Source organism: Limosilactobacillus pulli, from assembly GCF_947381555.1.
Classification (GTDB): Bacteria; Bacillota; Bacilli; order Lactobacillales; family Lactobacillaceae; genus Limosilactobacillus; species Limosilactobacillus pulli.
In genome coordinates this window covers 75,435-101,258 of record NZ_CANCWQ010000004.1, presented here as the reverse complement: position 1 = coordinate 101,258, position 25,824 = coordinate 75,435, and the positions used below count along the sequence as shown (strand labels likewise).

Annotated in this window: 30 protein-coding genes; 25 read left to right on the top strand and 5 right to left on the bottom strand. The window is 41.8% G+C overall.

All coding sequences use genetic code 11. The features are described from left to right. Positions 1–59: 59 nt before the first annotated feature. From QOS03_RS02525 to QOS03_RS02505, 5 genes are read right to left on the bottom strand one after another with little or no spacing between them, the layout of a single operon-like run. Entirely contained in the window at positions 60–161 is a 102-nt protein-coding gene (locus QOS03_RS02525; protein ID WP_283575227.1) for an Eco57I restriction-modification methylase domain-containing protein, read from the bottom strand. Positions 162–164: 3 nt separating this feature from the next. Next, complete coding sequence (locus tag QOS03_RS02520) at positions 165–902, bottom strand: methylase (protein ID WP_283575226.1); 738 nt, start codon at positions 900–902, stop codon at positions 165–167. Positions 903–943: 41 nt separating this feature from the next. Further along, positions 944–1,162 carry a helix-turn-helix domain-containing protein gene (locus QOS03_RS02515; RefSeq protein WP_283575225.1) on the bottom strand — a complete coding sequence of 73 codons (219 nt, stop codon included), beginning with the start codon at positions 1,160–1,162 and terminating at the stop codon, positions 944–946. An 11-nt stretch (positions 1,163–1,173) separates the two neighbouring features. After that, a complete protein-coding gene (locus QOS03_RS02510) occupies positions 1,174–3,786 on the bottom strand; it encodes a DEAD/DEAH box helicase (RefSeq protein WP_283575224.1) in 2,613 nt (870 codons plus the stop codon). A gap of 4 nt (positions 3,787–3,790) precedes the next feature. Next, a complete protein-coding gene (locus tag QOS03_RS02505; protein WP_283575223.1) occupies positions 3,791–5,104 on the bottom strand; it encodes a HamA C-terminal domain-containing protein in 1,314 nt (437 codons plus the stop codon). Positions 5,105–5,484: 380 nt separating this feature from the next. Here QOS03_RS02505 and QOS03_RS02500 point away from each other — a divergent pair, with 380 nt between their 5' ends. From QOS03_RS02500 to QOS03_RS02380, 25 genes are all read left to right on the top strand, one after another. Next, a complete protein-coding gene (locus QOS03_RS02500; protein ID WP_283575222.1) occupies positions 5,485–5,943 on the top strand; it encodes an RNA polymerase sigma factor in 459 nt (152 codons plus the stop codon). Positions 5,944–6,024: 81 nt separating this feature from the next. Further along, on the top strand, positions 6,025–6,225 hold the full coding sequence (locus tag QOS03_RS02495) for a hypothetical protein (protein ID WP_283575221.1): 201 nt from the start codon (positions 6,025–6,027) through the stop codon (positions 6,223–6,225). Then, the gene (locus QOS03_RS02490) at positions 6,209–6,523 is read left to right on the top strand and encodes a hypothetical protein (protein WP_283575220.1); all 315 of its coding nucleotides are present in this window, start codon (positions 6,209–6,211) and stop codon (positions 6,521–6,523) included. Before QOS03_RS02495 ends, QOS03_RS02490 begins: the two co-directional genes overlap by 17 nt. Then, positions 6,520–7,659: a DUF2800 domain-containing protein gene (locus QOS03_RS02485; RefSeq protein ID WP_283575219.1), complete on the top strand. Its 1,140-nt coding sequence runs from the start codon at positions 6,520–6,522 to the stop codon at positions 7,657–7,659. Before QOS03_RS02490 ends, QOS03_RS02485 begins: the two co-directional genes overlap by 4 nt. 1 nt (position 7,660) lies before the next feature. Beyond that, positions 7,661–8,212 carry a DUF2815 family protein gene (locus QOS03_RS02480; RefSeq protein ID WP_427831634.1) on the top strand — a complete coding sequence of 184 codons (552 nt, stop codon included), beginning with the start codon at positions 7,661–7,663 and terminating at the stop codon, positions 8,210–8,212. Between the two features lie 55 nt (positions 8,213–8,267). Then, positions 8,268–10,202, top strand: coding sequence for a DNA polymerase (locus QOS03_RS02475; protein WP_283575218.1), 1,935 nt, complete (start codon positions 8,268–8,270; stop codon positions 10,200–10,202). Positions 10,203–10,286: 84 nt separating this feature from the next. Continuing rightward, positions 10,287–10,673 carry a DUF7768 domain-containing protein gene (locus QOS03_RS02470; RefSeq protein ID WP_225356887.1) on the top strand — a complete coding sequence of 129 codons (387 nt, stop codon included), beginning with the start codon at positions 10,287–10,289 and terminating at the stop codon, positions 10,671–10,673. A gap of 2 nt (positions 10,674–10,675) precedes the next feature. Beyond that, positions 10,676–12,931, top strand: a complete 2,256-nt coding sequence (locus QOS03_RS02465; protein WP_283575217.1) for a phage/plasmid primase, P4 family — start codon at positions 10,676–10,678, stop codon at positions 12,929–12,931. Between the two features lie 212 nt (positions 12,932–13,143). Then, positions 13,144–13,425 carry a VRR-NUC domain-containing protein gene (locus tag QOS03_RS02460; RefSeq protein WP_035160419.1) on the top strand — a complete coding sequence of 94 codons (282 nt, stop codon included), beginning with the start codon at positions 13,144–13,146 and terminating at the stop codon, positions 13,423–13,425. After that, positions 13,406–14,761 (top strand): DEAD/DEAH box helicase, encoded by a 1,356-nt coding sequence (locus QOS03_RS02455; RefSeq protein ID WP_013923822.1) that lies wholly within the window; start codon positions 13,406–13,408, stop codon positions 14,759–14,761. Before QOS03_RS02460 ends, QOS03_RS02455 begins: the two co-directional genes overlap by 20 nt. After that, positions 14,758–15,225, top strand: coding sequence for a restriction endonuclease (locus QOS03_RS02450; protein WP_283575216.1), 468 nt, complete (start codon positions 14,758–14,760; stop codon positions 15,223–15,225). The genes QOS03_RS02455 and QOS03_RS02450 overlap by 4 nt, the downstream gene beginning before the upstream one ends. Before the next feature lie 148 nt (positions 15,226–15,373). Continuing rightward, positions 15,374–15,751: an HNH endonuclease gene (locus tag QOS03_RS09645; protein ID WP_003671980.1), complete on the top strand. Its 378-nt coding sequence runs from the start codon at positions 15,374–15,376 to the stop codon at positions 15,749–15,751. 119 nt (positions 15,752–15,870) lie between these two features. Further along, positions 15,871–16,413 (top strand): P27 family phage terminase small subunit, encoded by a 543-nt coding sequence (locus QOS03_RS02440; protein WP_003671981.1) that lies wholly within the window; start codon positions 15,871–15,873, stop codon positions 16,411–16,413. Beyond that, positions 16,413–17,639 (top strand): site-specific DNA-methyltransferase, encoded by a 1,227-nt coding sequence (locus tag QOS03_RS02435; protein WP_003671982.1) that lies wholly within the window; start codon positions 16,413–16,415, stop codon positions 17,637–17,639. The genes QOS03_RS02440 and QOS03_RS02435 overlap by 1 nt, the downstream gene beginning before the upstream one ends. Before the next feature lie 72 nt (positions 17,640–17,711). Next, positions 17,712–18,332 carry a hypothetical protein gene (locus QOS03_RS02430; RefSeq protein ID WP_075140147.1) on the top strand — a complete coding sequence of 207 codons (621 nt, stop codon included), beginning with the start codon at positions 17,712–17,714 and terminating at the stop codon, positions 18,330–18,332. 2 nt (positions 18,333–18,334) lie between these two features. Beyond that, a complete protein-coding gene (locus QOS03_RS02425) occupies positions 18,335–18,541 on the top strand; it encodes a DUF5049 domain-containing protein (RefSeq protein WP_283575215.1) in 207 nt (68 codons plus the stop codon). Positions 18,542–18,583: 42 nt separating this feature from the next. Then, a complete protein-coding gene (locus QOS03_RS02420) occupies positions 18,584–20,203 on the top strand; it encodes a terminase large subunit (protein WP_006916671.1) in 1,620 nt (539 codons plus the stop codon). Positions 20,204–20,231: 28 nt separating this feature from the next. After that, positions 20,232–21,497, top strand: coding sequence for a phage portal protein (locus tag QOS03_RS02415; RefSeq protein ID WP_013923824.1), 1,266 nt, complete (start codon positions 20,232–20,234; stop codon positions 21,495–21,497). Continuing rightward, entirely contained in the window at positions 21,494–22,165 is a 672-nt protein-coding gene (locus tag QOS03_RS02410; protein WP_003671987.1) for a head maturation protease, ClpP-related, read from the top strand. Before QOS03_RS02415 ends, QOS03_RS02410 begins: the two co-directional genes overlap by 4 nt. Before the next feature lie 18 nt (positions 22,166–22,183). After that, a complete protein-coding gene (locus QOS03_RS02405) occupies positions 22,184–23,362 on the top strand; it encodes a phage major capsid protein (RefSeq protein ID WP_003671989.1) in 1,179 nt (392 codons plus the stop codon). Between the two features lie 16 nt (positions 23,363–23,378). Next, positions 23,379–23,657 (top strand): head-tail connector protein, encoded by a 279-nt coding sequence (locus tag QOS03_RS02400; protein WP_007124173.1) that lies wholly within the window; start codon positions 23,379–23,381, stop codon positions 23,655–23,657. Next, on the top strand, positions 23,657–24,040 hold the full coding sequence (locus QOS03_RS02395; protein ID WP_003671993.1) for a phage head closure protein: 384 nt from the start codon (positions 23,657–23,659) through the stop codon (positions 24,038–24,040). Before QOS03_RS02400 ends, QOS03_RS02395 begins: the two co-directional genes overlap by 1 nt. Beyond that, positions 24,027–24,440 (top strand): phage holin family protein, encoded by a 414-nt coding sequence (locus tag QOS03_RS02390; protein ID WP_003671994.1) that lies wholly within the window; start codon positions 24,027–24,029, stop codon positions 24,438–24,440. The genes QOS03_RS02395 and QOS03_RS02390 overlap by 14 nt, the downstream gene beginning before the upstream one ends. After that, positions 24,437–25,315, top strand: a complete 879-nt coding sequence (locus tag QOS03_RS02385; protein ID WP_283575214.1) for a GH25 family lysozyme — start codon at positions 24,437–24,439, stop codon at positions 25,313–25,315. The genes QOS03_RS02390 and QOS03_RS02385 overlap by 4 nt, the downstream gene beginning before the upstream one ends. A 266-nt stretch (positions 25,316–25,581) precedes the next feature. After that, positions 25,582–25,815, top strand: coding sequence for an SHOCT domain-containing protein (locus QOS03_RS02380; RefSeq protein WP_047767200.1), 234 nt, complete (start codon positions 25,582–25,584; stop codon positions 25,813–25,815). Positions 25,816–25,824 lie beyond the last annotated feature (9 nt).

The following is a 25,824-nucleotide window of genomic DNA, read 5'->3' as shown; positions in this document are numbered from 1 at the left end:
CAGACAACAGAAACAAATCGGTGAAAAACTACATTTTTAAACCGGTGAAATCCTACATTTTAAAATCGGTGTTGACAAATCTGTTTATCACTAGTTCCCTCAACTTCTTCTTGATATGGTGGATTACCAATTACAACATCAAATTTAAATTCTTTACTCATTTTCTATCCCATCCTAAATACTTTAGTAATAATAATTTTCTGCTTACTCGTATCATCACTATTTTCTAAGTCATCAAATAGACTTAATTGACCTTCATTAGCGCCTATATCATTTGCATCACTATTATTGAACAATGATTTAAAAGTAAAAATCTCTCGTTCAACTTTTGATCCAGATGGAATCCAGTTGCTAAAAGTAATTAACTTTCCATCATCATTTCTATAGGTAAGTGTATTACCCTGGACGATATTTAAATTGATTACATATTTTGCTGATTTATAAATATCAGTTTTTGAACTCAAACTTTTCTGCATAAAGGCTTGATAATGATTGACAAAAATATTCATCATTGCTTCTTTTGATCGAGCTAAATTATCTTTCAACAATTCAATAGCGTAAATGCTCATTAATGACCATAATGCATTGCTTTTCCAAGTTGTTTTATTAGAAATTTGGTCTACATAGTTCAGCTTCTGATGTAGGATTTCTTTCAAGAAGGCACCCTCGCCTGCACTAGGTTCAAAAAAAGTGGCATGCAGATCATGAAGCTTTTCTTGAATAGCCGGTTCAGACAGCATCTTTTTCACCATCCATTTAGGGGTAAAAACTTCACCATGATGTTGAACTCGTTCCTTAGATTTAATTAGGTGACCATCATCACCTATTGCTTTTAATTCAAATTTTTTATGATCGGTTTCAAATTTTTGATCATCGAAAAGGCTTATTTCTTCCTTGCTCATTTTAAATAAATGTCACCCCTATCCTCCTATTATTTCTTCTGTTACTTTCGTACGATCTCCATAATGTCACTAATATCACAGCCTAAGGCCTTACAAACCCTTAGTAATACCTCAGTCGTAACATTACCATTCCTACCTAACTTAGCAATCGAAGCGGCGCTAACTCCACTAGCCTGTTGTAGATCTTTCTTTTTCATGCCACGATCAATTAACAGCTTCCATAATTTGTTATAACTAATGCTTAAGTTTTCGTTATTCATGATTACTTCCTCTAAATAAAAATTTCTGGAACGTTTATTTCAATTTCCTTAGTCTCACTAACAGCATCAAGATCGTTCGCTTTTAAAATATTCTTGGAGACAAAGTAATTATTATCGGTTTTAATGATAAATTCATCTTTATTGTCTTCTATATATTCTGAGGATTCTCTGGAATAACCATTCTGCTGTAACCAAATCCGTAAGTCACTATCTGTTCCATACTCCATGAAACGATACCAGTCATTCTGAGGCGGCATTCCACTCTTAGTTAACTCCTGGGTAACTTTCAAGAAATATTTACCTAATACAAACTGAAGATTTTGCAATCTTTTCATCACTAAATTAATGGTTATAGTCTCCCAGTCAATATTAGGGGTATTCTCATGGTATTGCCTTACCCTATTAAGAAATCTTGTATCTCCACGCTCAGGATCACGGATTTGAATTGCAAAGTCGCAAATCCGTTGCAGGCTGTACCCACTCATCCAAAGTAAGGCTATTTTAGCGTCATCCTCGATGACCTTATCTTGAGTTTCCTTGTCTTGTTTTGACTTAACAAAGTCGGATTCATAAATAGCCCAGTTAAATATTTCTGATAGTTTGAGTAAAAAAGCTTTGGCTTCCGGCCACCTCAATTTTTCCCCATCATGAATATTAGGATATCCTTTAATATTTTCCTGACTAATCTTGTTTCTAAGACTTTCAGACTGATCAGAAGAGAAGTTAATATCATCCTCTAATTCGTCAACATATCGTTCTTGTAAGGATTGTAAAATTTTTCGTTCTTCTTTGTAGGTTATATGTTTTGCTAAATGGGTTCTAACTACTCCATGATGATCATTCCGTAATTCCTTGACATAAAGTAATGATAATTTACGAATTAAATCATAGTTTTTATCTTTTTCAATGTTATCTAAACGCACATCGCCTTTCTCTAGGCTCTTCTTAATTGCTGCCGCTTGCTTAGGCTTAATAACATCAACAGATAACTTAGCTTTTTTTAGTCTGTTATTCATCCTAGATAAATAAGCAGCACGGTTACTATGCGAATTCGCTGTATCGCCAGTAATTAGAAAGACATTTCCTAGCATGGAGTGACCTAACCTACCCACTCGACCAATTAAGTTCAAGAAGTCTAATTGACTGAGCGTCCTTTTTCCATTTTGCAGCGTAGTAACGAAAATATTATCAGCCGGCAAATTTACTCCCTCCAGTAGGGTACTGGTGCAGAAAACCAGCTTTAGGATTCCTTGCCGACAGGCTTCCTCGATTCTAATGCGAACGTCAACTGGCAATTCTCCAGTGTGGAAGGCTATTCCTTTTCTAACTAGTTTTACCAAGATGTATTTAGGGTGAATTTTACGTGAAATATAATCAGCTAACTCTATCAACCTTGGATCGTTACTTTCTTCCATTGAACGACTAACAACCAAAGCATCTGAAATGGCATTGACTTTTGAACCATAATAAACCAAGTTGCAATTACTATTCCCTAAAATGCTTATCATCTTCCGAATAATATCTGGTACTGATAGCGTTTCTTTAAATTTACCTATCGGAATAGTATTTTGATTCAAATCATCATATACTTCCGCTTTATTAGCATAGCGATCAAAGATAATTTCCACCTGGGTTACTGGGGATTCGACAATGCGAAGGCCATCATTCGATGCGGCTGTTTGTACTAACTTTTTAAATATTCCTGGATTTGGAATCAATGGTGAGGCAAAGGTTACCTTCGGTCGATTTTCCCATGCACTAACCCTGTCAAATATTTCATAGTAAAAGGCACTACGCGAACTTGCTTCTGTAACTTTTTGAGACTCATCAATAAACAGGTGTATTAACCGTGCTGCTGAATATTGTGTTAAAAGGGCTAATAGGCGTTCAGGAGTCATTACGCAAATATAGCTTCCCTCGTAATCTACCCTGTACTCTTCAGGATGAGAAATGACTCGATATTGTTTTTCGCCTAATTTTGTCCCTAAATCCTTAATGAGCTGAACCTTTACTTCGGTAATGAGTGCCTTGCTTGGTACAGTGATCGCAAAGTTGCCTACGACACCCTCCTTCACTTGAAGCTCAATATACTTTTCAATTAAAAAGGTCTTCCCCATCGATGTTGGAGCTGAAAAACTAGTAAGTTCATTGCTCAAAGACTTAAAAATTATATCTTGCTTACCGATAAACGACTTACTTTCTTCTCCAGGAATCTGGCGTTTCTCTTTTTGATAGTTTACCAAGGCTTCGTTCCATAACTGCTCAATTGTTGGAACTAGCGTATAGCTTTGTCCTTGACGAGGCAAAAAGTTGTTAAAGCTGGTCAAAACCTCATTAGTAATCAGTGAAACCTCAGGATCGTTAGGATACATTTTGGATAGAGTAGCAACAATTTTCAAGGCACTATTTTTTTGCCTACTATCTCCCTTTTTATTGATTGATTTTGATAGCAAATCGGCGAAGCGTAGAAGATCATGTTTCTGCTTTCCTGTTAACTTCCAATCTAGATGAAATAACCAACAACCATACTGCTTAGACAAAATACTCATCAGCTTGCGTAAGTAATCATCATTTTCTAAATACTCGTAAAGATATTCGCCCAATCTTTTTCCTTGTTGTGGCATACTCTTATTCTCCTATCAAATCCTTCATTATCGCATGAGTATCCTCTTCAGCATTAGTAAAAGGTAACAAGTACACATAAAACGACGATTTTTGCCAATGATGCTGCTGAATAACTATATTCAATTGCCTAATCGCTTGTTCCAAATCACAATTAATAGCTTGACGACACTTCTCTTTTGCTTCTTCTTGCGTGCAATCGTCTAAATCTAATTGGGTTCTAAACTTATAGCCAATAAAGATCCCATATGATGCAATATCTTCAAAGCCTGTTTCAGTTGGTGCCATTAACTTAATAATGGCATTACTCTTATCTTCACCAAATTGTGTCCGAAGAATAGAACGGTCAACTATGTCGGTAGCCAGTACCATCTCATTGGACCGATTATTATCAAAAGTTGCTATCTTCTTCACTACATTATTAATTGCATCCTTAAGATTATTGTTTAATTGTGATGCCCCAAGGATTAGTTGAGTTTTATCCTGGTCTCTTTTAAGATATATGCCTTCACTATCGATTGTTCGCTTGACTTTTAAAATTTCCGCCCTGGTATAGAGTTTAAGTGCGTTATCCTCATGCTCTAAAAAAATATATGCTAGCAATTCACCTAGTAAATTATTTGGAATACCACTTTTAGCATATTTTCTTAGTAAATTTGCTGCTTGCAAACCTATAACATCCGTTTTGCTAACTCCACGGGCTATTGCATAGCTAGTAATATTGGATGTCACTAGATCCTTTAAATTCGTATAGCTAAAAGGCAACAGTTCTGGTTTCAAAACAAAAGCATGAATTATATTTCTATTTTTCACAGCATCCATCTCACTAGCATTAACCTGACGAAAGACTGTTGTGAACGTCTCATCTGAAACAGTTTTTGTAAATATATCCTTATCCTCACTTTTTGTGGGGATTTTTTGTTTTCTTAATTGCTTTTTACGCTTTGCTTCTTCTACTAATTCGGACATTAGGTTAACGCAATAATATGCAAGACTTTCTGCCGGAATTTCTTCTTTTAATTGCAATTTTTCCAAAAGATACTTACTGATTGATTCTTTTTGGGAATAACTAGCCTCATTGATATAATCCTTGAATTTATCTTTGGCTATACCACTTTTTTCGAGCTTATGAGCAGCCGAACGATTCAACCCTTTGTAATACAGCCTTTTATAGTTTGATTCTTGATAATTATGTGCATTCCAGTTTTTTGTGTAATTCTCAAATATCACTAGTACTGCATCTTGGATAGGTACTGACTTATCGATTTCACTAAGAGGTTTTAATGCATCTACTAGTACCTGAAACCTGTTAATCCCCAATTTCCCCACCTTCTAAAAATAACTTTCAGTGACTTTGAGTATCTAAAATGACTGAGATGACTTAATTATCTTGTTACTATTCAAATATCAGTTAGAGATTAGTACTCGACAACGATAATTATACCAGATTAGCATTTCCTTTCGGATAATTATCTTTACATTCGCGTATATTTTTAGCTGATTAATTAGCATGTGTTGCTCGATCAACAACTTTTACTAGCATGCACTTAACTGAATAACATCCTGTAACAAGCCACTAGTAAGGCAAGTTGCAGTACCCAAGCGATTTATCGTTTAGGTCTGTTTCTTATTGCCTTGTTAGTGGCTTTTAGTATGCCTTCGATTCCTTCGCTTGGGAGATCCAAGAGGAGGAATTTCTTATGAAGAAATACTACGACGACCGTCACCAGCTCAACATGGAGATCTCAGACACTAAAGATGGCAGTATGCACATTAAGCTACATCAACCAACTGGGATCAAAGAAATCACGGTCACAGAAGCTAAAGGCAAAGAAATCATCGAACTTAATCGTATTGAATACAACGATAACCACCGTGAAACCCGTCGTCACGTTTCACTCGAAGCCTATGACCCATATGGCGCCCTGGTAAAAGATGATGCTGATCCGTTGCAAGAGGTAATTAATAAGGAAGAAATGGATCAACTCCACCAGAGTGTCAGTCAACTTACACCAGCACAGCGAAAGTTACTCATGAAGAAGTTCTGGGACGGTATGAAACAGATCGACATTGCCAAAGAAGAAGGTGTCAGCAAAATGGCAATTACTAAACGTTTGCAAACCATCAAGCGACGCCTCAAAAAAATTCTTCAGAAATAATCGTTTACTTTTGCGCTTCACATGGCCTGTAAGTGTAAGGCGATTATTCCTTACTAAATCTAAAAAGAAAGGATAACCAATATGGCTAATAAGATTTCAATTTCAGTAGCTAATCATCCTCAAGATGGTGTTGTCAGTATGCGTCAAATCACAATCCGTGAACGGCTGCTGCGTTTACTACTTGGTCAACCTCACCATCTGATGGTGATTGCACCCGGTAAGGATGTTCAACATCTAGAGATTAACGAAGTAAAGGAGGATTCCTATGAGCGCAATGAATGACCTCGATTTACAACTCAAGGAAGCTGAGAATCAGCTTGATCAAGCCAAGGATACCATTCAGTCCATACGTAAATTGCTAGCAAGCAATCAGGATGCAGCCCCATGTGATGGACAGCCAAAGCGCGATCCAGTTGAAGATAAAGTAACGGTCCGCAAGATGCTAGCAGAGAAGAGTGTCGAAGGCTACACCGCTCAAGTGAAAGCATTACTTCAAAAGTTTGGTGCCGAAAAACTATCTGACGTAGACCCTAAGGATTACGAAGACCTTTACTACAGTGCGGAGGGCTTGGGACAATGAGTTCACCAAAACATCACGCTTTGCTATCAGCTTCCAGTGCCAACCGTTGGCTAAGTGCTCCGCCACTCCCACGATTGGAACAATACTTCCCGCACTCCACTTCCAGTGCTTCCGCTGAAGGAACGGCTGCTCATGCCTTGGGAGAGTATAAGATTCATCGCCTGCTTGGCGATAAGTTCAAGCGTCCAACCTCTGATTATCAATCCGATGAAATGGAAAGTCTGACCGATGATTATGCCAGCTATGTCATGGAACAATATCAGGAAGCTAAGCAGTATGCCAAAGATGCCACCATTAGCGTGGAACAAAAGCTTGACTTTTCAAAATACGTCCCTGAGGGCTTCGGTACCGGCGACTGCGTGATCGTTTCTGATCACCTACTCCACATTATCGACTTTAAGTATGGCAAAGGCGTCCAAGTGGAAGCGCAGAACAATCCTCAGATGAAACTTTATGCCGTTGGAGCATTAGAGATGTTCGGCAGTCTGTATAACGTCGACGAAGTTGAAGTCACCATTTTTCAACCTCGTATGGCCAATATCAGTACCTGGACCATTAACGTGCAAAAACTGATGCACTGGGCCAATACCGAACTGAAGGAAAAAGCAGAACTGGCTTTCGTCGGCAAAGGCACGGTGCGCTACGGTCCCTGGTGTCAGTTTTCTGTCTGCAATGCCGTGCTACGCGCCCGATTCGATTACCACAATAAACTTACCCGCTTCCAGCTACGATCCCCCAATTTGCTTACCGACGCGGAAGTTACCGAAGTACTAGAGCACATCGATGATTTGAATCGCTGGGCTCACGAAGTTAAAGACTATGCTGCTGACCTAGCCATTAACCACGGTAAGCAATGGCCCGGCTACAAGATTGTCGAAGGACGGTCCGTTCGTCATTACAAAGATGAAGCAGCCGTAGCAAAGATTGCTGAAGAACACGGCTACCATGATATTTATCAAAAGAACCTACTGCCAATTACAAAACTAGAAAAACAGCTCGGTAAGAAGAAATTCACTGAACTGTTTAGTCAAGAAATTGTAAAACCTGCGGGTAAGCCAACCCTGGTGCCAAATTCTGATCGGCGTCAGAGTATTAGCAAATCTAACCCAAAGGATGAATTTAAGGAGGAAAAATAATATGTCACAACAAACTAAAGTTGTTACTGGTATCAACACTCGTCTCTCTTACGCTAACGTCTGGGAACCAAAGTCTATCAATGGTGGTAAGGAAAAGTATTCGGTTAGTCTGATCATCCCTAAATCGGATAAGCCAACAATCAGCGCTATTGAGAAGGCAATTGATACCGCCATCCAGGAAGGTATTGGTAAGTTTGGTGGCAAGAAGCCAAACAAGGCCAATCTCAAGCTACCTCTTCGCGATGGAGACGTGGAACGTGATGATGCCGCCTACCAAGATAGTTATTTCATCAACGCTAATTCGATTACGGCACCACAGATTGTGGACAAACATGTTCAGCCCATCCTCGATCGTGATGAAGTGTATAGTGGCTGCTATGCTCGGGTTTCGATTAACTTCTATGCTTTTAACACCAACGGTAATCGTGGAATCGCCTGTGGCCTGGGTAACATTCAAAAGATCCGTGATGGTGAACCACTAGGCGGACATGCTAGTGCAAGCGATGACTTCACAGCAATTGATGATAGTAGTGACGATGATTTCTTAGCTTAAACTAAAAGATGGGCAGTCGACTTTGACTACCCATTTTTTGTAGAAAGGATCCCTAATGAAGCAAATCTCAATTGATATTGAAACTTATTCCGGCACTAACCTAAATCAGACTGGAGTCTATCGTTACGCTGATAGCGATGATTTTGAACTTTTACTCTTTGGTTATGCTATCGACTTTGGCCCCGTCAAGGTAGTGGACTTGACTCAGGGCGAAAAGATCCCATCACAGATTATTGAAGCCCTAGATAACCCCAATATTATTAAAAGTGCTTTTAATGCTCAATTTGAACGAGTTTGTCTGTCATACTTTGTGGGTCATCGTTTAAAACCAGCTGGTTGGCATTGTTCACGCGTTTGGTCCGCCACCCTTGGATTGCCTTTATCACTGCGAGATGTCGGAAGTGTGCTAGGGCTACCACGGCAAAAGATCACTGCTGGTAAAGAATTAGTTCGCTTCTTTTGTACACCTTGCAAACCCACGAAAGCCAATCAGAACTGTACTCGTAACTTTCCTTATCATGCGCCCGACAAGTGGCAACAATTCAAACAGTACAACCAACGCGATGTAGAAGTAGAAATGGAGATCACAAAGAAGCTCGAACGCTTTCCTGTTTCGCAGAATGAATGGGAAAACTACTGGATGGATCAAGACATTAATGATCGCGGTATCCGGATTGACCAACAACTGGTTAACAATGCGATCAAATGTCAAAACGTCTTCCATGACCAGTACCTACAAACAGCTAAAAAAGTAACGGGTCTGGCAAACCCTAATTCTCCCTTACAACTGAAAGACTGGCTCCGACAGCAAGGTATCAAAACTGATTCACTATCCAAAGTATCAGTGGCACAGCTATTACAAACCACTACCGGCACGGTCCATCAAGTATTAGCTCTCCGCCAGTTGTTATCTAAATCAAGTGTCAAAAAGTATCAGGCTATGCAGAAAGCTATGTGCCAAGATGGTCGTGTCCATGGTCTTTTACAATTTTATGGTGCTAACCGGACGGGTCGGTGGGCTGGTCGCCTTGTACAAGTACAAAATCTTCCCCGTAATTCAATGCCAGACCTCGAAGAAGCTCGCGAATTAGTTAAGCAAGGCAACGTACCAGCACTTGCAATGCTTTATGATTCAGTGCCAGACGTCTTATCACAATTGATTCGCACTGCTTTTATCCCTAGCAAAAATCATCATTTCTACGTGGCTGACTTCTCAGCGGTTGAAGCACGGGTAATTGCTTGGCTATCTAATGAAAAATGGCGACAAGAATCCTTTGCCAAGAATGAAGATATCTATTGTGCATCCGCAAGCCAGATGTTTGGTGTCCCGGTGGTCAAACATGGAATCAATGGTGAACTCCGTCAAAAGGGTAAAATTGCGGAACTCGCCCTGGGCTATGGCGGTTCTATTGGTGCGCTCAAAGCCATGGGTGCCACTAAGCTTGGCTTAACTGATGATGAATTACCGCCACTGGTTCAAATGTGGCGTAATGCTAGTCCTCACATTGTGCAGTTTTGGTGGGACGTTGATAAAGCAGCTAAAGAATGCATTAAAACGCACCTCCCGCAAACTACCCACGGAATGAAATTTATTTATCGCAGTGGTTGCATGTTTCTTCGTTTACGATCGGGACGTTATCTTTGCTACCCCAAACCAAAGATCGGCACCAATCGCTTTGGTTCTGAATCGATTACCTTCATGGGAATCAACACCGTGAAAAAATGGGATCGAATTGAAACCTATGGGGCCAAGTTGGTAGAAAACATTGTCCAAGCAACTAGTCGTGACCTGCTAGCTGAAGCAATGCGGCGGTTAGAAGCTACTGAGAATACGGTGGTAATGCATATTCACGATGAAGCCGTAATTGACGCCCCTTCCAATCAGTCACTTGACACCATGGTTCAGCTCATGACCGAAGTTCCAGACTGGGCCAATGGCTTAATCCTCAACGCTGCTGGTTTTGTTAGCGACTTTTACAAAAAAGATTAATTTTAATGGTTTACTTTCTGCCCTCATCTGGCTTATTGGTGAGGGCTTTTTTAGTTCTCTAATTTAATGAAAGGATCTGAATCTATGTCAGAAGCAACCATAGCAATTACCAAGCTGCGCCAAGATAAACTGAATCCACACTACCGACCAATGATCTTTGTCATTGCGCCGTTTACAGAAGTAGTAAAGAGCGATGCCGAAAGTATCAGGACAGTGCGCTCCAACTGCCGTTTTGTCTATCAACATGGTGGCATCCCCGTTTGTCCACAGCTTTACCTACCTCAATTTATTAACCTGCACCATTCGCGAGAATTTCAAGTAGCCGCCTTTATTAACATTGTGCTACTAACTAAATGCGCCGAAGCCTGGTCATTTGGTAAGCCAACACATGATATGCGCTACTTCATCCGCTTAGCCAAACGTAAAAATAAAAATATCCGCTACTTTAATAACGAAATGGAGGCCAACTAAAGATGCATTTTACTTTATCGACGGCAGTTAATTCCGGTCAGGCTAGCAACACTATCTATCCTCATCAACGAACTATCACTAACGCACAGGAATTAGAACAGGCTGTCCACTATGACCATGTCTGTGGTCAATTTAAAAATAACCAACGCACCATTGCCAACTTCATTAAAGCCGACTGCCTAATTATGGATTGTGATAATGATCATTCTGATGATCCGACTACTTGGATCAAGCCCGCAAACATTGCTAACTATTTCGATGATGTTTCCTACGCCATTACCTTGTCACGCAACAACATGAAAGCCAAGCATCATAAAGTACCCCGGCCTAAGTTTCATGTCTACTTTCCGATTACTGAGATTACGGATGCTAAAACCTATGCTGAACTAAAACACGAAATTCAAGAATACTTTCCCTATTTTGATGATAATGCGCTTGATGCGGCCCGTTTTGTCTTTGGTGTGCCTAGTACTAAAGCCATCTGGCATGAAGGATCACAAACCGTAGACAAATTTATGATGGTGCAACGTTACTTTGCTCAGCAAAACATCGGATCAATCCATGAAGGCAAACGTAATGCTACCCTTTCGCATTTTGCCGGTCGCATCATTATGCGTCTTGGCAATACTGCTGAAGCTCGTCAGGCATTTCAGGAAGAAGCTGCTAAATGTGATCCACCACTAAGCAAGCAGGAATTAAAAAACATCTGGCATAGTGCCACCAAATTTGGTCAACGCATGGCTAATCAAAAAGATTATATTCCGCCCGAAAAATACAATCAGCCCAATGATGACTTACAGCCAGCTGACTACTCGGACACTGGGGAATCTTATGTCTTTGTAAACAACTGTAAAGAGCGGGTCTGCTACACCAATCAATCAGGTTTTATGTGGTTCGACGGTAAGGTCTGGCAAGAATCGGAACCTTTAGCTCTCGGCGAAGTCCAACGTTTTACCGATAAACAATTAACTGATGCTCAGCTTCGTGTCACTAATAGTTATAAGAAGATTCAGCAAAATGGTGTGACATCCGCTTTGCAAGCAATGGGTAAAACTAAAGCTAGTCGGACTTTTAACGATGAACAACAGGCAGCGTTCAAGAATTACGAAAATGCTAAAGCTTACGAAGCCTTCATTCTCAAGGAACGCAGCACCCGTGGTATTAACGGGATCTTAACTAATTCTCGACCAAAGCTCGTCAAAGAGATTAATGATTTTGATGCTGATCCGTTTTTGTTGAACACGCCCAACGGAGCTTTCAATTTAAAGAAAGGGATGCACGGTCAACAGGAAATTCAAGCTGATGAATTAATCACTAAATCCACATCCTGTGTTCCTGGTAATCAAGGAGCTTCACTCTGGCAAGAAGCACTCACTACATTCTTTTGTGGTGACCAAGCGTTGATTAATTACGTCCAAGAAATTGTGGGACTGGTGTCGATCGGTCAGGTGTACCTGGAAGCTCTGATTATTGCTTACGGCAGCGGGAGGAATGGTAAGTCAACCTTCTGGAACACCATTGCTAATGTACTCGGCACTTATACCGGTCACCTCTCAGCTGATGCCTTGACCACTGGTGTCCGGCGAAACGTCAAACCAGAGATGGCCGAAGTCAAAGGCAAGCGGCTAATCATCTCCGCTGAACTAGAAGAAGGTAAGCGACTGAACACTTCCATCGTCAAGCAACTCTGTTCAACAGATGAAATCTATGCCGAAAAGAAATACATGAAGCCCTTTTCCTTTACGCCCAGTCACACCATCGTGCTGTATACCAACTACCTGCCCCACGTAGGTGGCAACGATGAAGGAATCTGGCGGCGATTAATTGTGATTCCCTTTAAAGCCAAGATTGCCAAACGCAATGATATTAAGAATTACGCCCAGCGCCTAACTGAAAAGGCTGGTCCGGCTGTCCTGCAGTGGATCATTGAAGGCGCACAGCGAACCATTCAGCAAAATTACCGATTAACTACTCCGGCGGCAGTCGAAAAAGCGGTCAATGCTTACCATGCTGACAATGATTGGCTCGGACATTTTCTTAATGAGAATTGTGAACTTGACCCCAGTTATGAGCAAAAGTCCGGTGACCTCTATCAAAAGTACCGTGAATACTGCCAAGGTATCGGTGAATATATCCGCAGCACAACTGACTTTTACACGGCCCTCAAAAATGCTGGCTTTCAACGTCAACACAAACAAAACGGTCGTTTCATCAAGGGACTGCGATTAAAAGTTGAGGCTGATGAATTCCTCAGTTGACTGTCATCGACTGTCACACTTTAAAACTCTAAAAGCTTGATACATCAGTGTTTACCAACCCTAATGACAGTCGTGACACTCTTTTACATTACTTGTATATAGGAATAAAAATAGAAAAAAAGAGTATAGAGAAGAGTAGTAAAACAACTGTCACGACCGTCATTAACCCTGACAAATCACCGATATATCAACGTTTAGGAAGGATTTTACAAATGTTAGAAAAACAAATCGAAACTGCTTTTGTCAAAGCTACCCACCAACGTGGAGGTCTTTGCCTAAAGTTCATCTCGCCATCTATGGCCGGAGTACCTGATCGATTGGTCCTCCTGCCTGATGGTCACATGGGCTTTGTAGAGATGAAAGCTCCTGGTAAACGCCCCCGACCACTCCAAGTGCAAAGGCTAAGCCAATTAAAACAACTTGGCTACCAGGTCTTTGTTTGTGACCAATTTGGACAGATTGGAGGAATGCTAGATGCAATACAAACCGCATGAATATCAACAATATGCAACTCGGTTTATTTTGGACCATCCCGTAGCAGCCATCTTGCTTGATATGGGACTAGGTAAAAGCGTCATTACCCTAACTGCTATTAAACAACTTATTCAGCAGGGCAAAGTTCAACGGGTATTAGTTGTCGCTCCACTACGCGTGGCTAAACAAACCTGGCCAGAAGAAATTGAAAAATGGGACCACTTAAAAGGCCTTAACTATTCAGTCGTCACTGGTTCTAAGCTTCAAAGGATCAAAGCACTGCAGCAAGATGTCGACATTTATATCATTAATCGGGAAAACTTGAAATGGCTAATTGAATCCTCTGGTAATTCCTTTGACTACGACATGTTGGTGATCGATGAACTCTCTAGTTTTAAGTCTTACCGCTCACAACGCTTCAAAGCCCTCAAACGAGTGCGACCACTGATTAAGCGCGTGGTTGGCTTAACAGGCACACCGTCGTCTAATGGCTTGATGGATTTGTGGGCAGAGTTCCGCGTACTAGACATGGGCCAACGACTCGGCCGTTTTATCTCATCTTACCGAATGAACTACTTTGACCCTGACAAGCGAAACATGTATCAAGTGTTTACCTACAAACCTAAGCCCGGTGCTGAACAAAGTATCTACCGCGCCATTGATGACATCACCATTTCTATGAAGTCTAAGGATTACTTGAGTCTGCCACCGTTAACTATGAACACCGTTCCGGTAAAAATGAGTAATAGTGAGCAGGCAATCTATGATGAGCTTAATGCCCAGCTAGTAGTTTCAGCCCAGGGTAAACAAATCGATGCCCTCAACGCAGCCAGTCTATCGAATAAACTTTGCCAGATGGCAAATGGTTGTGTCTACGACGACCAGCAGCAGATTATTCAAATTCACCAGCGAAAACTTGATGCCCTTGAAGATTTGGTTGAAGCTGCTAATGGTAAACCTGTCTTGGTAGCTTACTGGTTCAAACATGATCTAATCCAGATTAAAAGTCGTTTCAAGGTTCGTGAGATCAAAACACCCCGTGACATTCAGGACTGGAATGCCGGTAAGATTCCTTTAGCTTTGATCCATCCCGCTTCTGCTGGTCATGGTCTTAACCTGCAGGCTGGTGGTGCTACCTTAATCTGGTATGGATTAACTTGGAGTCTGGAACTCTACCAGCAAACTAACGCTCGGCTCTGGCGGCAAGGGCAACGTCAACCAGTAGTTATCCACCACATCATCACTGAAGGCACCATTGACGAAAACATTCTGGCGGCCCTGAAACGCAAAGACAAAACCCAGTTAGCTTTAATTAACGCAGTGAAAGCCAACCTGAAAGGAAGTGTTATGGCATGAGTATCATGTGGAACTACTTAGACAAACGGCGAGCGACCGTCGCAGCCTTGAAAGATTACGATGGTATGAAGTTCATCATTGACTCTTACCAAGACGACCTGAAGCTAGCCAAGGAACAAATGATTGGTGTCAGTTCGCCACGCTACGGTTTCGTACCTGGCAGCAGTAAAAAAGATAACCCAACTGAGCATCGCCTGCTGCATGGCATCGATGAGACAACCAAGCTGAATGAACGCTACCAACAAGCCCAACTTTACTTCAAGTGGTTCGAGCCAGCCTGGCAAGAGTTATCTGAAGACGAGCGCTTTGTTTTAGATGTCTGCTATCGCACTCCAAACCAGTTAATGAACGAGGGACTAACCATCGTGATGGACAAGTACTTCATTGCGAAAACCACTGCTTACAATCGAAAGAACAAAGCACTCGATCACCTCACGCTCTTACTTTATGGATCCCATCATTAGAAAGGTAAAACGCAGAACAAACAATCGGCTTATCTATGTTACGATGGTAGTGTAGAAAATTAGGATAAAGGCATTTGCTTTATAACATTGAAGCCTAGCGGTGCAAAACTGCTGGGCTTTTCTTATACCCTCAGAAAGGAGGAGTGTCATGCCCTACTCACCCAAGAAACCCTGTCGTTACCCTGGCTGCCCGCGACTAACCCACAACACTTATTGTGACGTCCATGCTAAGCAAGTCAGTTCTCACTACAATCGTTACCAACGACCAAAACGTAGTCGTCCGCGCTATCATCGTGGCTGGCCAAAGATCCGTCAACGCTACTTGCTCCACCATCCCTTCTGTGAGATGTGCCTGAGCCAAGGAAGGTATACCCAAGCCACCGAGGTCCATCACGTTCTGCCTCTGGAACACGGCGGCACCAACGAGTTCAAGAACCTGATGGCATTATGTAAGCCATGCCACTCCCGCATCACCGCCCAGATGGATGATCGCTGGCATAAAAAGCCACGTCGATATCATTACTAAACCACGGAGGGGGCCATCAAATCCTTAAAAATTTTTCGCGCGGGAGCGGGCCTGGGCCTTCGTGTACAAAAAATCGAAATCAAACAGGGTATTAACCCCTGCCGGAAGGAGGGAGAGAGTTGGCTAAAGATGGTACAAATCGTGGTGGCGCTCGGGTTGGGGCTGGCAGAAAATCTAAATCACTTCACGATAAGCTCGAAGCTGGCCAGGAAGCAACCGTCATCGATTTGCCAGAACCAGCTAATCTGGAAGGTCACGTGATGCCGCCAGTCAAGAAGTACCTCAAGGCCAAACAGAAGAATGGTTTAGAATTTGACGCCGCTGATATTTTCAAAGAAACCTGGGAATGGTTGGTCGAGCGTGGTTGTGAAAAACTAGTCAACACTCAATTGATTGAACAATATGCCGTTAGCGTCAGCCGGTGGATTCAGTGTGAAGAATGTATCTCTAAGTTTGGTTTCCTCGCTCGCCACCCTACGACTGGTAACGCAATTGCTTCACCATATGTTTCCATGAGCCGCGACTATATGAAACAGTCCAGCCAATTATGGTTTCAAATTTTTCAAGTGGTTAAGGAAAATAACGCCACAACTTATCAAGGATCAACACCACAAGATGATGTCATGGAACGGCTCTTAAGAAGCCGGAAAGGAATGAACTAATGAAATTTGTTAAAAAGAAAATTACCGATTTAATCCCTGCCGATTACAATCCAAGGAAGGATCTCAAGCCTGGTGATCCTGATTATGAAAAATTAAAACGCTCGATGCATGAATTTGGCTATGTCGATCCAATTATTTGGAACCAACAAACTGGTCACGTGGTTGGTGGCCACCAACGGTTAAAAATCCTCCAAGATGAAGGAATCCAGGAAGCCGAATGTGTGGTCGTTAGTCTGGATGATGAGAAAGAAAAGACACTGAACATTGCGCTCAACAAGATCAGTGGTGATTGGGATAAGGATAAGTTAGCCCTCCTAATGACTGACTTACAAGCCAGTGATTTAGATGTTTCATTAACGGGCTTTGACGAGAATGAGATCTCCGACCTTCTTGGCACGGCTGACGACACGCATGATGATGACTTTGACGTTGATAGTGAATTGAATAAACCAACCTTCTCTAAAGCAGGAGATCTTTGGCACCTAGGAAAGCACACATTGCTATGTGGTGATGCTACAAAAAAGGAAAGTTTCCATAAATTACTCAGCGATAATAAGGTTAACTTAGTTCTTACTGATCCACCATACAACGTTGATTACCAAAGTAAAGCCGGCAAGATTAAGAACGATCATCAGGATAATGATAAGTTCTATAAATTTTTATTAGCTGCTTTCCAAAACATGAATACTGCAATGGCTAACGACGCCAGCATCTATGTTTTCCATGCCGATACGGAAGGACTGAACTTCCGGCGAGCCTTTCAAGATGCTGGTTTTTATCTATCCGGTTGTTGTATCTGGAAAAAGCAATCACTGGTACTCGGTCGCTCCCCTTATCAATGGCAACATGAACCCGTGCTCTACGGCTGGAAGCACGATGGAAAGCACGAATGGTATACCGGTCGCAAGGAATCCACCATCTGGGAATTTGATCGACCAAAACAAAGTAAGGAACATCCAACAATGAAGCCTATTCCATTACTTGCTTACCCAATTATGAATTCGACAATGTCTAACTGTACGGTTCTTGATCCCTTTGGTGGCTCTGGATCTACCCTCATTGCTTGTGAGCAAACCAACCGGATTTGCTACATGATGGAACTGGATCCTAAATACTGTGATGTGATTGTTAATCGCTACATCAAACAAGTCGATTCGGATCAAGATATCAGTGTGGAAAGAGATGGTCATATAATTCCTTACAGTAATCTAAAGAAGCCGGCCTAAAGCGCGGGAAAGCCTTGCTATCTGTGCCTTTTAGAGTGATGTATACAGTGATCAAACAAGGAGGTACAGAATATGGAAATTAATTTTAATGTTCATGGTCAACAGCGTAAAAAGCTAGTCGAACAGATTGCTAACTATACTCAACAAAAAGCTGAATATCAGTACACACCAACCTACGCATACCAGATTGGCAAATACACTGTCAGTAAAGATGGGAACCTTTCATCCCCTGATGAGATTCCATCCAACCTAATCGACAAACTTAAAGAACTTGGTTTCCGGCCCGCTAACATTATCAAATTGCATCTTGCTTACCGTCGAGACGACTTTACCGATCAAGCCTTAGAAAACCTGCGTCACCTAATTTGGGCCAAGGGACAACTAATCAAAGATGCTTGTCAGCTCGATTCGCTAAAACTAGACGTTGATGATCAACAGGTGACATTTAACTGGTTCAACAAGGTAAAGCTTGATGATGCCACAGCTTATCAACAATTTATCGACAAACTTGTGCAATATGCAAAAGATCATCAACGGATTGTGTCAGAACCTCATGAAGAAAGCAATGAGAAATATGCTTTTCGTTGTTTTCTACTACGCCTGGGTTTTATCGGTCCCGAATACAAAACACAACGGAAAGTACTGTTACGAAATTTAGCCGGATCAGCTGCTTTTAAGAATCAGGAGGCCTAATCATGAGCGGAATCAAAGATGAACTAGCTAGACGTGACCGAATTCGCCAGCAGGTCTTACAAATTCGCAATACTGGCGAAGTAAACATGTTTGATATCGAGAATGTTAAACGACTGGCCTACTATTACAACTGCCACGATTTGATCGATTACCTGACTACTGAACGGGCCGGCTATGTCAATTTGATTTTAACTGGTAAATTCAATTAATCATTAAGCATTGAGTTCATTCTCAGTGCTTTTTTAGTACTAATGAAAGGAAGTGATGTTTTCTTGAGAAAGTTAAAAGATTATAAACCAACTCGTTTTATGGCTAAGGATTCCACTTACAGCAAAGATGCAGCTGATTTTGCAGTTTCTTTCATTGAATGTCTCTGCCATACTAAGGGAACTTGGGCAGGAAAACCCTTTGACTTGATTGATTGGCAAGAAAAGATTATTCGTGACATCTTCGGTATTCTGAAGCCTGATGGCTACCGCCAATTCAATACTGCTTATGTTGAGATTCCAAAGAAACAAGGAAAATCAGAACTAGCGGCAGCAGTCGCTCTTTTGCTTTGTTGTGCAGATGGTGAGGAACGAGCCGAAGTGTATGGTTGTGCCGCTGATCGGCAACAAGCAGCGATTGTTTTCGACGTGGCCGCTGATATGGTACGAATGAACCCGGCTTTGAAGAAACGATGCAAAATTCTCGCTTCACAAAAACGGCTGATCTATGAACCCACTAATAGTTTCTATCAGGTTCTATCTGCTGACGCTTATTCTAAACATGGGTTCAATGTGTCCGGAGTTATCTTTGACGAACTGCATACCCAACCGAACCGGAAACTCTATGACGTTATGACGAAGGGATCAGGGGATGCCAGAACACAACCTCTTTACTTTCTAATAACCACTGCTGGTAATGATGAAAATTCAATCTGTTATCAAGTCCATCAAAAAGCAATTGATATCATGAAAGGTCGCAAACATGATCCCCGCTTTTATCCGGTAATTTATGGTGCTGGTCGGGATGAAGATTGGTCGAGCCCCGAAGTCTGGAAAAAAGCTAATCCTTCTTTAGGAATTACAGTCAAAATGGAGAAAGTAAAAGATGCCTATAATTCAGCCAAAGAAAATCCTGCTGAAGAAAACACCTTCCGTCAACTCCGTTTAAATCAGTGGGTTAAACAAGATGTCCGATGGATGCCGATGGATAAATGGGATGCTTGTGCTTTCCCAGTTGATCCTAATGAACTACGGGGACGAGATTGTTACGGTGGACTCGACCTGTCGTCGACTACTGATATCACTGCTTTTGTTCTAGTGTTTCCACCAAGGGATGATTCTGAAGGTTATACCCTTCTACCCTATTTCTGGATTCCCGAAGATAATGTTGACTTACGAGTTCGGCGTGATCATGTTCCATACGATATTTGGAAACAACAAGGTTATCTGCAAACAACAGAAGGTAATGTAGTTCACTACGGATTCATCGAACACTTTATTGATGATCTGGGAAAGAAATATCACATCCGTGAAATTGCCTTCGACCGGTGGGGAGCTGTCGAAATGGTTCAAAATCTTGAAGGTATGGGATTCACCGTGGTCCCGTTTGGCCAGGGATTTAAGGACATGACGCCTCCAACTAAAGAACTAATGCGATTAACTCTGGAAAAGAAGATCGCTCATGGTGGTCATCCGGTCTTACGCTGGATGATGGATAACATCTACATCCGCACTGACCCAGCCGGAAATATTAAACCGGATAAGGCTAAGTCAACCGAAAAAATTGATGGCGTAGTGGCCACCATTATGGGACTGGATCGTGCTATCCGAAATGAGGATAATGGTGATTCTGTTTATGATGGTCGAGGCCTATTGATGTTGTAATTGCGTAGGACTGAAAGGATTTGATGCCATGGGTTTATTTAATAAATTATTCCATACCAATAAAGCTTCACCTAAAAACACCTTGTCTAGCACCATGTCATTTTTCTTCGGCAGTTCGATGGCTGGCCAAAATGTGACCGAACGTACTGCAATGCAAAATACTGCAGTTTATGCTTGTGTTCGAGTCTTGGCTGAAGGATTAGCTGAACTACCACTTCATATTTATCAATACACCAGCGATGGTGGTAAACAGCGGGCAATTAACCACCCGCTTTATTTTTTGCTTCATGATGCGCCAAATCCAGAAATGACCAGTTTTATCTTTCGTGAAACCATGATGAACCATTTATTACTGTGGGGTAATGCCTATGCACAAATCATTCGAAACGGTCAAGGCAAGATCACCGGACTCTATCCTTTGATGCCTGATCGAATGGACGTTAACAGAGCTGCCAACGGTGAAATCTACTATACCTATACTCGCAACTACGATGATTACCAGGCAAAAAATAAATCGAAACAAGTAATTCTCTTGTCCGATGAAGTCCTTCATATCGCCGGATTGGGTTTTGATGGTTTGATTGGTTACAGTCCCATTGCTATGGCTAAGAATGCGATTGGATTATCCATGGCTGCCGAACAATACGGAGCCACTTTCTTCAAAAATGATGCCACGCCTGGTGGTGTTCTAGAGCACCCTAATGTAGTCAAAGACCCTGAACGGCTTCGGAAAAGTTGGCAGTCACAATTTTCGGGATCTAATAATCACAGCATTGCTGTCTTGGAAGAAGGAATGACTTTTCACCAGCTTTCCATTCCACCCGACCAAGCGCAATTTCTTGATACTCGAAAATTCCAACTCGACGAAATTGCCAGAATTTTTCGTGTACCACCGCATATGGTTGGTGACCTAGATCGTTCGACTTTCTCAAATATCGAGCAACAATCACTCGAATTTGTAAAGTACACCCTGAACCCTTGGTGTATTCGCTGGGAACAAGCTATGAATCAACAGCTACTTTCCGCTGATGATCAACGAAAGTTTTTCGTTAAATTCAATGTTGATGGACTACTACGTGGTGATTACGAAAGCCGGATGAATGGGTATGCCATTGGTCGACAAAATGGCTGGTTATCTGCTAATGACATTCGTGAGTTAGAGGATCTCAACCGTATCCCTGCTGATGAAGGTGGTGATCAGTACTTGGTTAACGGTAACATGCTGCCACTTAACCAAGCCGGTAATTTCTATAACACGCAAACAACCAAAGAAAGTGAGGAACCAAAAGAATGAAACGTTTCTGGAACTGGAAACAAAATGGTGATCAGCGGCAACTAGCTATCTCTGGGGTAATTGCTCCTGATAGCTGGGTGCATGACGATGTTTCACCACAGGTATTCCAAGACGAACTTAATGAAAGTCAGGATCCAATCGATCTCTGGCTGAACTCCCCTGGTGGTGATTGTACCGCTGCCAGTCAAATTTATACCATGCTGATGAATTACCCGAATGAAGTCAATGTCAAAATCTCAGGTATTGCGGCATCTGCTGCTTCGGTAATTGCGATGGCTGGAACTACTGTTTCAATGGCTCCTGCGGCTATGCTAATGATCCACAATCCACTGACTATTGTCGGCGGTCAAGAAAGAGATCTCGACCACGCTGCGCAAATGCTAGCTGAAACCAAGGAGTCGATCATCAATGCCTATGAGCTGAAAACCAACCTGCCCCGTGAAAAGATTTCAACAATGATGGATAACGAAACTTGGATGAACGTCAATAAAGCTATCGAATTAGGCTTTGCTGATGCCATGCTGGGTGACAATAAGAATGTCACAGATTGTTACTCGTATTCCGATAAGCAATCTGACCTGGTGTTATTGAATAAACTCAAGCCTAAAGCAAAATCTACTATTTCTGTAAAGTCGCTGCAAAAGCGGCTTTCTTTGTTATCACACTAATTTAGGAGGAACTTACCAATGAACAAGATTACTGAATTACAAGAAAAGCGTGCCCGTATTTGGAAGCAAGCAAAGTATTTCCTAGACACTAAACAAAAAGAAGCTGATGTACTTTCTGCTGAGGACAACGCTACCTACGAAAAGATGGAACAAGACGTCGTCAACTTGGGTAAGGAAATCGATCGGCTCCATAAGCAAGCCCAAATTGAAGCAGAACTCAATCAGCCCACAACTAAAGCCCTTACTAATACCCCGACTGCTGGAGAATTACCAAAGGGTCAGGATGCTTATGCGCAGAACTTTTGGCAAATGATGCGTGGTCATGCGGTCGTTGATGCACTAAAAGAAGGTACGGATCCAGATGGTGGCTTCCTAGTGCCAAATGAGTTTGAAAATCAACTGATTCAAAAGCTTCAAGAAGCAAACGTCCTGCGAACCATCAGCCATGTCATTCAAACCAATAGCGGTGAACATAAGATTCCGGTTGTCGCGAGCGAAGGAACAGCTGCTTGGCTCGAGGAAGAAGCAGCCTACACAGAATCTAATACTCAATTTAGTCAAGTATCCCTCAGTGCTCACAAATTGGGGACTCTGATCAAGGTATCGGAAGAACTACTGAATGACTCCGCCTTCGACTTGATGTCCTATTTATCTGATGAATTTGGTCGTCGACTTGGTAATGCTGAAGAACAAGCCTTCCTAACGGGTACCGGCACTGGCCAACCAACTGGTATCTTAACCGACACTAATGGTGCGTCTGCGGGATCCACAGCTGCTAAGGCCGATACATTGACTTTTGATGATTTGATCGAACTTTTCTATTCCTTAAGAGCACCATATCGTCAAAATGCTGTTTTCTTAATGAATGATGATACCGTGAAAACCATTCGCAAAATGAAGGATAACAATGGTCAATATATCTGGCAGCCTTCTGTTCAAGCTGGCCAACCAGATCGAATCCTCAATTGCCCAGTTTATACTAGTCCGTTCATGCCATCCATGGCCGCATCTAATAAACCAGTGCTCTTTGGTGATTTCAATTACTATTGGATTGCTGATCGTCAAGGTCGAACCTTTAAACGACTTAATGAACTTTATGCTGTAACTGGTCAAGTCGGTTTCTTGGGCTCGCAACGAGTAGATGGCAAAGTCATCCTCCCAGAAGCCATTAAAACTCTTGCCATGGCTGCTAAGTAGAAAGGACTGATGAAATGTGGCTGCTATTACTTTGGCCGAAGCAAAAGCCTACCTAAGAGTTGATAACACTGTTGAAGATGACCTCATCACAAAGTTGATTGGATCGGCGACTGCTACCGTCGAAAATGTCCTTCGTCAGCCTCTATCAGCATTTGATTCTCTCCCTGATGATATTCATACCGCGATTCTCTATACCGTAGCTTACCTTTACGAATATCGGGAAACGGCTGATTTTGATGCCATGATCAAGTTTCTTCGGGCTATCTTGTCCCCTTACCGGAAGGAGGAATTTTAATGCAACAGCAAAATAAACGGGTCAGTAAGATTGCTGATATTGGTGAACTAGATCGCCGCATTACGCTGATGAAAAAGAAATATGTCGGCGAAAATCCTAATACCGGAATGTCGATGTACAAGGATGTTCGCTTAGGCGATGTGTGGGCAAAAGTTTCTGCCCTACACGGTCAGGAATACTACACAGCGGTCACGGTGAAATTGGAAAAACAACTGTCATTCATCATCCGATACCGTGATGATGTTGACGAAGAAACCAACATTTGGTTTGAAGGTCGTGGCTACAATATTGGCTTTATTGATGACGTTAAGTACAACCATGAGTATCTGGAAATTAAGGCTGAATATTCGAGAGGAGTTGATGATCCGAATGAAGACAACTAGTTTAACAGTAATTAATTCATGCTTTGGTGCAATTGGGGCTTTCCTCGGCTGGTTCTTAGGCGGACTGGATGGTTTTCTATATGTTCTACTCATTTTCATGGTAGTGGACTATATCACCGGAGTGCTTTGTGCCATTAACGAACATAAACTCTCCAGTGAAATTGGCTTTCGTGGGCTTACGCGCAAAGTGTTAATTCTATTATTGGTCGGTATTGCACATTGCCTTGATATTTACCTATTAAAGAATGGTTCAGCGATCCGTACTGCTACGATTTTCTTCTATATCTCTAATGAGGGCATTTCATTACTAGAAAATACCAGTCGCTTAGGTCTACCTGTGCCCGATAAGTTAAAGAGTGTCCTCCAACAATTACATGATAAGGATGGTGATCATCAATGATTTCTGGAATTGATGTTTCTGAATGGCAAGGCCATGTGGATTTCAATGCAGTCAAAGCAAGTGGTGTTAAATTCGTTCTAATCCGAGCTGGTTATGGTCGGTCAGCAAGCCAAGAAGACCGTTACTTTGCAGAACATTATACCCAAGCCAAAGCAGCTGGTTTACAAGTGGGTGCCTACTGGTATTCCTATGCCGTTTCTCCCGCTGATGCAGCCAATGAAGCCCGGGCCTGTTTAACCGTCCTTGGTAATCGTCATTTTGATTTTCCAATCTACTTTGACTTAGAAGAAAAGTGGCAGTTTGCCAATGGTCGTAACTTCTGTGATAGCTTAGTGAAAAGCTTTTGTAGTGTTTTGGAACAAAACGGTTGCTATGCCGGACTGTATATTTCGCGATCACCACTGCAAAATTACATTTCACCTTCCGTCGCTCAACGCTATGCTGTCTGGGTGGCTGAATATGGTCCGTGTTGTAACTACAATGGTAATTACGGAATCTGGCAACATTCCTCTACTGGTTCTGTTCCAGGTGTCAATGGCAACTGTGATCTAGATTATGCCTACATTGACTATGCAGCTGTCATTAACAAAAAGCAGCCAGTTACCAGGAAGAACCCTGATGAGCTAGCTGTTGAAGTCTTAAATGGTCAATGGGGTAATGGTACCGATCGTCAACAGCTCTTAACCGCTGCTGGTTATGACTATGCGGTGGTCCAAGAAAAGGTTAACCGTCTCTTGAACCGTAAGTCAGTTGACCAAATTGCACGCGAAGTTATCCGAGGATTCTGGGGAAATGGTAATGAACGAATCAACCGCTTGAAGCAAGCCGGCTATGACCCCACCCAAATTCAAAAACGAGTTAATCAATTATTGTAACTTTTGCCTGTGGACTCCGGTCTGCAGGCTTTTTTCTTTTACCATAACAAAAAGCCAACCATATAAGATGGTTAGCTCTTCCTAAACTGTGGTTGGAGTCAAACAAGACTTCTTCTCAAATAAAACACGTATCTCAGATCACGCTTGAGGGTCAGAGTAGCGACCTCGCCCTCTTACTATATATTAAAGAATCTGTTTCAATTAGCAAGTTGATTTGAGGGTTTACTTTTCTACTTCCGCTGGCTTATTAGTGGAGGTAATTAAAAATGATAAAGAAAGTTCAAGCGGTAACTCATCAACCACTGCAATCAATAAAGAATAATATTAGTTCAGAACAATTATTGAATGATTTGCATTATCAACAATCAAAACAAATCATTCAAGTTCTACTCAACAAGGGTCTAATCTCAACCACTGAATTTAAGGAAATTGATGACTTAAATAAACAATCATTTCCGCCCTTATTAGGACCAGGAAGTGTTGATACATCAAGGTTCTAGAGCTAACAT

Coding starts and splice junctions, on each gene's coding strand:
- QOS03_RS02485 (WP_283575219.1), top strand. CDS start 6,520: ATGAGTTCACCAAAACATCACGCTTTGCTATCAGCTTCCAGTGCCAAC.
- QOS03_RS02455 (WP_013923822.1), top strand. CDS start 13,406: ATGCAATACAAACCGCATGAATATCAACAATATGCAACTCGGTTTATT.
- QOS03_RS02405 (WP_003671989.1), top strand. CDS start 22,184: ATGAACAAGATTACTGAATTACAAGAAAAGCGTGCCCGTATTTGGAAG.
- QOS03_RS02500 (WP_283575222.1), top strand. CDS start 5,485: ATGAAGAAATACTACGACGACCGTCACCAGCTCAACATGGAGATCTCA.
- QOS03_RS02490 (WP_283575220.1), top strand. CDS start 6,209: ATGAGCGCAATGAATGACCTCGATTTACAACTCAAGGAAGCTGAGAAT.
- QOS03_RS02515 (WP_283575225.1), bottom strand. CDS start 1,162: ATGAATAACGAAAACTTAAGCATTAGTTATAACAAATTATGGAAGCTG.
- QOS03_RS02495 (WP_283575221.1), top strand. CDS start 6,025: ATGGCTAATAAGATTTCAATTTCAGTAGCTAATCATCCTCAAGATGGT.
- QOS03_RS02475 (WP_283575218.1), top strand. CDS start 8,268: ATGAAGCAAATCTCAATTGATATTGAAACTTATTCCGGCACTAACCTA.
- QOS03_RS02420 (WP_006916671.1), top strand. CDS start 18,584: ATGAAAGGAAGTGATGTTTTCTTGAGAAAGTTAAAAGATTATAAACCA.
- QOS03_RS02380 (WP_047767200.1), top strand. CDS start 25,582: ATGATAAAGAAAGTTCAAGCGGTAACTCATCAACCACTGCAATCAATA.
- QOS03_RS02415 (WP_013923824.1), top strand. CDS start 20,232: ATGGGTTTATTTAATAAATTATTCCATACCAATAAAGCTTCACCTAAA.
- QOS03_RS02385 (WP_283575214.1), top strand. CDS start 24,437: ATGATTTCTGGAATTGATGTTTCTGAATGGCAAGGCCATGTGGATTTC.
- QOS03_RS02525 (WP_283575227.1), bottom strand. CDS start 161: ATGAGTAAAGAATTTAAATTTGATGTTGTAATTGGTAATCCACCATAT.
- QOS03_RS02465 (WP_283575217.1), top strand. CDS start 10,676: ATGCATTTTACTTTATCGACGGCAGTTAATTCCGGTCAGGCTAGCAAC.
- QOS03_RS02480 (WP_427831634.1), top strand. CDS start 7,661: ATGTCACAACAAACTAAAGTTGTTACTGGTATCAACACTCGTCTCTCT.
- QOS03_RS02510 (WP_283575224.1), bottom strand. CDS start 3,786: ATGCCACAACAAGGAAAAAGATTGGGCGAATATCTTTACGAGTATTTA.
- QOS03_RS02395 (WP_003671993.1), top strand. CDS start 23,657: ATGCAACAGCAAAATAAACGGGTCAGTAAGATTGCTGATATTGGTGAA.
- QOS03_RS02410 (WP_003671987.1), top strand. CDS start 21,494: ATGAAACGTTTCTGGAACTGGAAACAAAATGGTGATCAGCGGCAACTA.
- QOS03_RS02470 (WP_225356887.1), top strand. CDS start 10,287: ATGTCAGAAGCAACCATAGCAATTACCAAGCTGCGCCAAGATAAACTG.
- QOS03_RS02390 (WP_003671994.1), top strand. CDS start 24,027: ATGAAGACAACTAGTTTAACAGTAATTAATTCATGCTTTGGTGCAATT.
- QOS03_RS02435 (WP_003671982.1), top strand. CDS start 16,413: ATGAAATTTGTTAAAAAGAAAATTACCGATTTAATCCCTGCCGATTAC.
- QOS03_RS02450 (WP_283575216.1), top strand. CDS start 14,758: ATGAGTATCATGTGGAACTACTTAGACAAACGGCGAGCGACCGTCGCA.
- QOS03_RS02430 (WP_075140147.1), top strand. CDS start 17,712: ATGGAAATTAATTTTAATGTTCATGGTCAACAGCGTAAAAAGCTAGTC.
- QOS03_RS02460 (WP_035160419.1), top strand. CDS start 13,144: ATGTTAGAAAAACAAATCGAAACTGCTTTTGTCAAAGCTACCCACCAA.
- QOS03_RS02425 (WP_283575215.1), top strand. CDS start 18,335: ATGAGCGGAATCAAAGATGAACTAGCTAGACGTGACCGAATTCGCCAG.
- QOS03_RS09645 (WP_003671980.1), top strand. CDS start 15,374: ATGCCCTACTCACCCAAGAAACCCTGTCGTTACCCTGGCTGCCCGCGA.
- QOS03_RS02520 (WP_283575226.1), bottom strand. CDS start 902: ATGAGCAAGGAAGAAATAAGCCTTTTCGATGATCAAAAATTTGAAACC.